The sequence below is a fragment of the Actinospica durhamensis genome, assembly GCF_018139695.1.
Taxonomy (GTDB): domain Bacteria; phylum Actinomycetota; class Actinomycetes; order Streptomycetales; family Catenulisporaceae; genus Actinospica; species Actinospica durhamensis.
This window is the reverse complement of record NZ_JAGSOG010000388.1, coordinates 1-6,271: the sequence shown is the minus strand read 5'-3', so window position 1 is coordinate 6,271 and position 6,271 is coordinate 1. Positions and strand designations below refer to the sequence as shown.

The 6,271-nt window shown below is 69.7% G+C and carries 7 protein-coding genes and 1 pseudogene; 1 reads left to right on the top strand and 7 read right to left on the bottom strand.

The features are described from left to right. The 4 genes from KDL01_RS38235 to KDL01_RS38220 all read right to left on the bottom strand — a co-directional run. Positions 1-941: GAF domain-containing protein (locus tag KDL01_RS38235; RefSeq protein ID WP_212533610.1), on the bottom strand; the 941-nt coding region annotated here is incomplete at its 3' end. Positions 942-1,044: 103 nt separating this feature from the next. Further along, positions 1,045-1,587 (bottom strand): hypothetical protein, encoded by a 543-nt coding sequence (locus KDL01_RS38230; RefSeq protein ID WP_212533609.1) that lies wholly within the window; start codon positions 1,585-1,587, stop codon positions 1,045-1,047. A gap of 58 nt (positions 1,588-1,645) precedes the next feature. Continuing rightward, on the bottom strand, positions 1,646-3,529 hold the full coding sequence (locus KDL01_RS38225) for an ABC transporter ATP-binding protein (RefSeq protein WP_246577570.1): 1,884 nt from the start codon (positions 3,527-3,529) through the stop codon (positions 1,646-1,648). A 125-nt stretch (positions 3,530-3,654) separates the two neighbouring features. Continuing rightward, positions 3,655-4,260 (bottom strand): hypothetical protein, encoded by a 606-nt coding sequence (locus KDL01_RS38220; RefSeq protein ID WP_212533607.1) that lies wholly within the window; start codon positions 4,258-4,260, stop codon positions 3,655-3,657. A 220-nt stretch (positions 4,261-4,480) separates the two neighbouring features. Between KDL01_RS38220 and KDL01_RS38215 the strand changes: the two genes are divergently transcribed. Next, a complete protein-coding gene (locus tag KDL01_RS38215; protein ID WP_212533606.1) occupies positions 4,481-4,819 on the top strand; it encodes a hypothetical protein in 339 nt (112 codons plus the stop codon). 71 nt (positions 4,820-4,890) lie between these two features. Here the strand turns inward: KDL01_RS38215 and KDL01_RS38210 are convergent, their stop codons facing one another. The 3 genes and pseudogenes from KDL01_RS38210 to KDL01_RS38200 all read right to left on the bottom strand — a co-directional run. Beyond that, on the bottom strand, positions 4,891-5,226 hold the full coding sequence (locus KDL01_RS38210) for a hypothetical protein (RefSeq protein WP_212533605.1): 336 nt from the start codon (positions 5,224-5,226) through the stop codon (positions 4,891-4,893). A gap of 61 nt (positions 5,227-5,287) precedes the next feature. Then, positions 5,288-5,866: a DUF2716 domain-containing protein gene (locus KDL01_RS38205; RefSeq protein WP_212533604.1), complete on the bottom strand. Its 579-nt coding sequence runs from the start codon at positions 5,864-5,866 to the stop codon at positions 5,288-5,290. Positions 5,867-5,911: 45 nt separating this feature from the next. After that, positions 5,912-6,271 (bottom strand): annotated as a pseudogene (locus KDL01_RS38200) (SAM-dependent methyltransferase); the annotation flags it as partial.

Genomic DNA, 6,271 nt, shown 5'->3' with positions numbered 1-6,271 from the left:
GCCCCGTACTCCCCGCCCTCCAGGCCGCTCGCCTCGGACCGCAGCGCGCGCACGAGCTCCACCCGCTCCGTGTCGGCGGTGGCCAGCGCCTGCACGGTCCACTCGCGCAGCACCTTGGCCCGCTCGTCGCGCAGGAAGCTCAGCTCCTGCGTCAGCACCAGGCTCTCCACGATCGAACTCACGGACGCGCCGATCAGCTCCAGCGACTGGACCTCGTCGGCCGAGAACACCCGCGGCTCCCGATCGAAGACCTCGATGATCCCGAGACGCCGCTGCCCGCGCAGCAGCGGGACGCACAGGTATCCGCGCAGACGCTCGGCGTGCACGACGTCCCTGGCCACGGCGCTGTTGGTGCTCAGGTCGACGATCGTGAGCGGCTCGCGCAGCCCGAACGACTCCCCGGCCAGCCCCTCGTGCAGGTTCCAGGTGTCGATACCGCGGACGTAGGCGGGCGAGAGCCCACGCTGAGCCGCCAGCACGTAGCGCTGAGTGGAGATGTCGGCGTACGACAACGCCCCGATCTCCGCGTCCACCATCCCCAGCGCACTCTCCAGCGCGGTGCCGAGCACATGCCCGAGGTCGTCGACGTGCCTGATCGCGTGCGCCAGCCGCCGCAGGATCCGCATCCTGCGCGCCTCTACCGCGCCCGACGCGCGCTCCTGCCGGCCCGGCGCGGCCGGCGTCACTATGTCCTGAGTCGCCGTCTCGCGCGTCGACCTCTGATCCGCCGTCGCCGCGAACACCCCGAGCCGGTTCGTGCTGCTCGACGCCTCACGCAACTCGACCGCCCGGCGTATGTCCGCCGAGGAGTAGAGCCGGTACCCCGCCGCGGACCGGGCCGGCGTCAGCAGCCCCGAAGCCTCCCAGGACCGCAGCCGCCACTCGGGCACCCCCGCGGCCGCCGCGGCGCTGCCGATGCTCACCAGCCCGAGGTTGTTCACAGGTCCGCCTTGAAGGTTCGGCTAAGGTTCCGTGAACCTACCACGGCCCCCGGAAACCGTCGAGGTCACCCACCGGAAAAGCCCCCGCGCTGTGCCCGGCCGCTCAGAGCTCTGGAAGACGTTCACCGCGGACGGGGTAGTGGCCTTGGTCGAGCCGGAACAGGTACCTGCGCAGGTCGGCTTCGAGCTCGCCGCCGAGATAGTCGAGGTAGACGCGTGCGCCGAGCGCGGCCTCGGCGCTCGCGCTGCCGTCCTCGCTCTCGAGCACGGACACGGTCGCGAGCACGCTCTGCCTCACCTCGTCACGATCGCGCCACCACGTGCGCACCGCCTGCGGGCTCCAGTGCGCGTCGCCGTCATACCCGTAGCCGGCGAAGGGATCCTCGAAGGCGGCCATCGCGATCGCGGTGACCGCGGCCGGGTCGTGCGGCTGGCGATAGACGTACTCGGAGAAGTAGGTGCCGCCGTACATGATGTGGTCCGGAGCGTGGATCCTGCCGGTCCAGCAGTTGTCCGTCTCGCCCGTGTAGAACGGGCCGGGGACATTGAGCGGACACAGCTGCGGCCACGGATTCGAGAAGGTGACGCGGTCGGCCTCGGTCAGCGCGTCGAGCGGATCCCACCTGGGCTCATCCTGTATCGGCATGTACCGCATGCTACTGACAAAGCCGGTGGGCCGGGCCGCCACGAGGCCCGGCCCCAGGTCAGGTGGCGCCCACCGTCGCGGGCGAAGTCGCTGGCGAGGTCTCGGGCGAAGCCGCGGACGAGTTCTCCGGCGAGGTCTCCGGCGATTCGGTGAGGAAGCCGCCCGACTGGTGCTGCCAGAGCCGCGCGTAGGCGCCCTTCGCGGCGAGCAGTTCGTGGTGCGTGCCCTGCTCGACGATCCGGCCGCGGTCGAGCACCACGAGTCGGTCCATGCCGGCGACGGTGCTCAGGCGGTGCGCCACCACGAGGGCGGTGCGCCCTTCCATCAATCGCCACAGTGCTTCCTGGACCAGGATCTCGCTCTCGGAGTCCAGGGCGCTGGTCGCCTCGTCGAGCAGCAGGATCGGAGCGTCGCGCAGGATGGCCCGGGCCAGGGCGACGCGCTGGCGTTGTCCGCCGGACAACTTCACGCCGCGTTCGCCCACCATCGTGTCGTAACCCTCCGGCAGGCCGTCGACGAACTCGGCGACGTGCGCGGCCTCGGCGGCGCGGCGGATCTCGGCCTCGGTGGCCCCCGGCCGGGCGAACGCGATGTTCTCGCGCAGCGACCGGTGGAACATCGCAGGGTCCTGGGGTACGTAGGCGATCTGGCCGCGCAGGTCGGCCTGGCGCAGCTCGCGGATGTCCTGGCCGCCGATCAGGATCCGTCCGGCGTCGATGTCGGTCATCCGCAGCAGCAGCCTGGTCAGCGTGCTCTTGCCCCCGCCGGACCGGCCCACCAAGCCGATTCTGGCCCCGCTCGGCACTGCCAGGTCGAGCTCCTCGAACAGGGGCACGGCACTGCTGTAGCCGAACGTCACCCGCTCGAACCGGACCTCGGCGGGCCGGGACCGCAGCGGCTGCGGCGTCACCGGGTCGAGCACCTTCGCGGGCGTGCGCATGAGCGAGGTGAACTGCGCGGCCTCGGTCATCGCGCTTTCCAGATTGCGGTAGATCCGGCTGAACTCGAACATGACCCGGGTCGCGTTCGAATAGTAGGAGAAGACCACCACGATCGCCGCCACCCCCTGGCCTCCGGCCGTGGCCAGCGTGACCGCCAGCAGCAGGCCGAGGCCGTTGGTCAGCACCGACATCGGCGCGATCAACGTGTCGACGCGCAGGTTGCTGTAGTCCCAGGAGCGCACCGACAGCCGCTTGGCCTGCGCGACCCGGGTGCGGTGCTCGGCGGCCTCCCGCCCCTCGGCGGCGAACGCCCGGACCGTGTCCATGTTCGTCAGGCTGTCCGCCACATGCCCCGCGACCCGCGCGATGGCCGCCTCGCGCAGGTTCACCAGCGCCTGGCGGCGGCGAATGATCGGGACCACGGCCAGCGCCGTCACCGCGATCATCCCCAACAGCACGATCACGAGCCACGGGTCGTAGCGCCACAGCACCACCGAGCCGAAGGCCAGGGGAATGAAGTTGCCCACGACCTCGAACACCAGCGTGTCCGCGGTCTGCTCGAACCGGGACGCGAAGCTCAGCACCCGCTTCGTGAGCGAGCCGGCGAAGTTGTCGTGGAAGAACGCGGAGTCCTTGGCGAACAACTCGTCCAGGCCCACCACGTACAGATGCTCGATGCCGAGCGCGTCGAGCCGGTTCAGATAGTACATACCGATGCGCCAGAACACTTCCGCGACCAGCAGAATGCCGGTGAAGCCGAGCACATAGGGAAATGCCGCACCGAGCGTGAGATGAGCGTTGCCGGCGATCCGGGTGACGAGCATCGCGACGAGCAGCGGCGCGAGGTAGAGGATGCCGATGTTGCCCACCGCCGTCCCCAGCATGGCCGGCACCGTGAACCGCCACAGCCGGGCGAGCTCGCGCAGGTAATAGCGCACCGCGAGCATCACCGAACCCTTGTCCGGTTTCTCCTCGCCCTCGTCTTCGCGGGAAACACCCATCACCGCCCCCTCCTCACCGTGCCCAGGGATTTGAGCGGTAGTCCGCCGTCAGAACTCTCAGTGTCGCGTGACGGCCCCGGCATCGTCCAAAGGTTTTCGGGCGGGCCGCGGCATCAGGGCCCTGCTCAAGTACTCTTGCCGACCAGCAGACACGCCAACCCCCAACTCGCCAGGCCGAAGGGGACGAAAGCCGGCAACAGCCACAGGACGCCCAGCATCAACCGCGCGGTCCTCACACCGCGGCGACGGGGGCGCAGGCCGAGGCGGCACTGTGCGGGCCGGGAGACCTTGATCGATCCGGGAGGCGCTATCAGGACGGCGCGGCGTACCGCTGCGTCAGCGTAGGTTGCGTCGAGGGCGAGGCACAGTCCGTGGCGGTCACGCAGACGCAGCTCGTCCGTCGATCCGCCCCGCGAGGCCGCCTCGAAACGCCGCACCGAGACCAGTTCGTCCGGGGCGATGGTGCGCACCCCGGTGAGGGTCCTGGCCGAGACGAGCGTCCGGCCGTCCTGCGCGGCGACCTGCGGCGCACCGCAGATTCCGTGCCAGATCGGCAGGGCTATGGCGGGTGTCAGGAAACCTGCGGCGGTCGCGATTGCGGTGTAGGTCGGCGGCAGCACCCCGGTTCGAATCGCGATCACGTCCGCGGCCATGACCGCCGCCCAGCTTCCACCGACGATCGCCATCGCCCGCCACATGCGGCGGTGCGCGACCTGCGGGGCGACGGGCACCAACGTCTTCTCAGGCTCCCGATCACGGCTGACCGGGGCGGGCTTGAAGGACACGCGCGGTGGCGCGCCCGCCTTGACACGAATACTCGACCTTCCTCGCCCCTGCATGGCAACAGGTTAGCGTCGGCAGTCGCAGCGCAGGCCCGCGCACGCAACCTGCCCCCGCACCGGAAGCCAAATGCCTTGGCAACCCGGCCGCCCAGGCGGCAGGATGCATGCGATGTCTGATCAGCCGCCACTCCTGCGCGAGACCTTCCCCGCCTTCGCCGCCGAACTCGTCTCGCTCCTCACCAGCGATGGACACACCGACCTCGCCGTCTGCGCCCACGACCTGCGCATCGTCGCCCAATGCGGGTGCGGGGACGACTTCTGCCAGAGCTTCTACACCGCGCCCAAACCCGATGGCGCATACGGTCCCGGCCACCGCAACATCCCCCTGCTCCGCGACGGCGACCGCAGCGGCATGATCGTGCTCGACGTCGTGAACGGCCGCATCATGTACGTCGAGGTGCTCTACTATCCGCCGCTCACACCTCAGCCGGCCAATCCCGCTACATAAGACTCCGCGCGGATCGCATGCTCCTGCGACATACTCGGCACGGCCGAGTGGCGAGCAGAGGGGCGGACCGACTACTCCGGCTGCGACGGCGGGAGAGCCCGGCGCTGCGCGGAGGCGCGGGACGCCAGCGATCGAGTCGCGAACACGATGGTCGCGACGGCGGCGAGCATCCCGACCGCGAACACCGTCGTCATGCCAGGGCCGGTCCATCCACGTAAATTTGCCGCGCTGCGGCTGGTGAACATGACGCCCATGCACAGCAACATCGGCACCTGCCCGCCACCCCTACGACGACTCGCGCTCTCCGGCCGATGGCGCAGCACGAAGATCACGGCGGCTTCGACAACGAGCGCGATGCCCAAAGCCAGACCGAACCAGGCGAAGCCCGTTGAGAACATGCTCGCCATGATCAGTCCGTCATTGCTGGGAGCGCAAGACCTGGGAGCGCCCGACCGACGGGGCGTGGACTCACGTCTCGGTGTCGGTCGACTCCGCCCGCTCGGTAACGCGGGCCGGAGTACCGTTTCGCCGCAGGATGCGCCCCAACGCCTCATCGCCGATCTCGGCGACGGCCGCGAGCAACTCCTCGCCGAAGACGCACAGGCTGGGCTCCCACGGGTGTCCGAACGTGCCGAATCGGAAGTCCTCGGCCAGCCAGACGTAGTAGTCGTGATCGGGATGGATCTCGATCGGCCACGTCTCGTGGGGCGGCTCCTTGTCTCGGATTCTGTGCGGTCGGCACCGGTAGCCCTGGTGCCGCCAGTCCAGCACGACCACGCTGTCGTCGACGCCTGTGACGCGGCGCAGTGCGGCGAGGACGACGCGGTTCACCCACACCGGCTCGACGCGCGTTCCGTCTTCGTAGGTGAGGTCATACGTGATCGACGGTGTCGGCTCGTCGATCCCTGGGACGTCATACAGACTCGAGCGGATCCGGAACGCGGCGTCGAACCGGTCCCAGAGCAGGTCGGCTTCGTCGCCCCTGACCTGTGCCCAGGCTGCCGAATCGTACCGATGGCTTGCCACCCACGTGTCCCAGTTGCCCACGTCAGAACTCCGCCGCGGTGGCAGCGGCCCGCCCACCCCGAGCCCTCACGCCCGGCCGTAGGCGAGCAGGGCGGCGTGGGGTAGGGCGAGGCGGCCGGCGGGGGTGGTGAATTCGGCGCTCAGCGCGAGGTAATGCCGGTGGATGTCGGCGATCGTCTCGGTTGTCTGGCCGGTGATGATCTGACCGATCGTCGCGACGCCGGCGGCCGGGCCGCTCCACCACTCCTCGTGGTCGGTGTCGTGGTCCCACTGCAGGGTGGTGCAGTGGACGTCGGTGAATCCCGCGGCGAGGAGCAGTTCGGTCAGTCCCGCTTCGGTGCGGGGGAAGTCGTCTTCTTTGGCGAGTGGTGCCAGGTGCGGGGGGTTCACGGCGCCGGCGGCTTGGACGGCTCGGGTGAGGAGCGC

Excerpts from the sequence above, each read along its gene's own strand:
- KDL01_RS38230 (WP_212533609.1), bottom strand. The coding sequence starts at position 1,587 with ATGCCGATACAGGATGAGCCCAGGTGGGATCCGCTCGACGCGCTGACC.
- KDL01_RS38225 (WP_246577570.1), bottom strand. The coding sequence starts at position 3,529 with ATGGGTGTTTCCCGCGAAGACGAGGGCGAGGAGAAACCGGACAAGGGT.
- KDL01_RS38215 (WP_212533606.1), top strand. The coding sequence starts at position 4,481 with ATGTCTGATCAGCCGCCACTCCTGCGCGAGACCTTCCCCGCCTTCGCC.
- KDL01_RS38210 (WP_212533605.1), bottom strand. The coding sequence starts at position 5,226 with ATGGCGAGCATGTTCTCAACGGGCTTCGCCTGGTTCGGTCTGGCTTTG.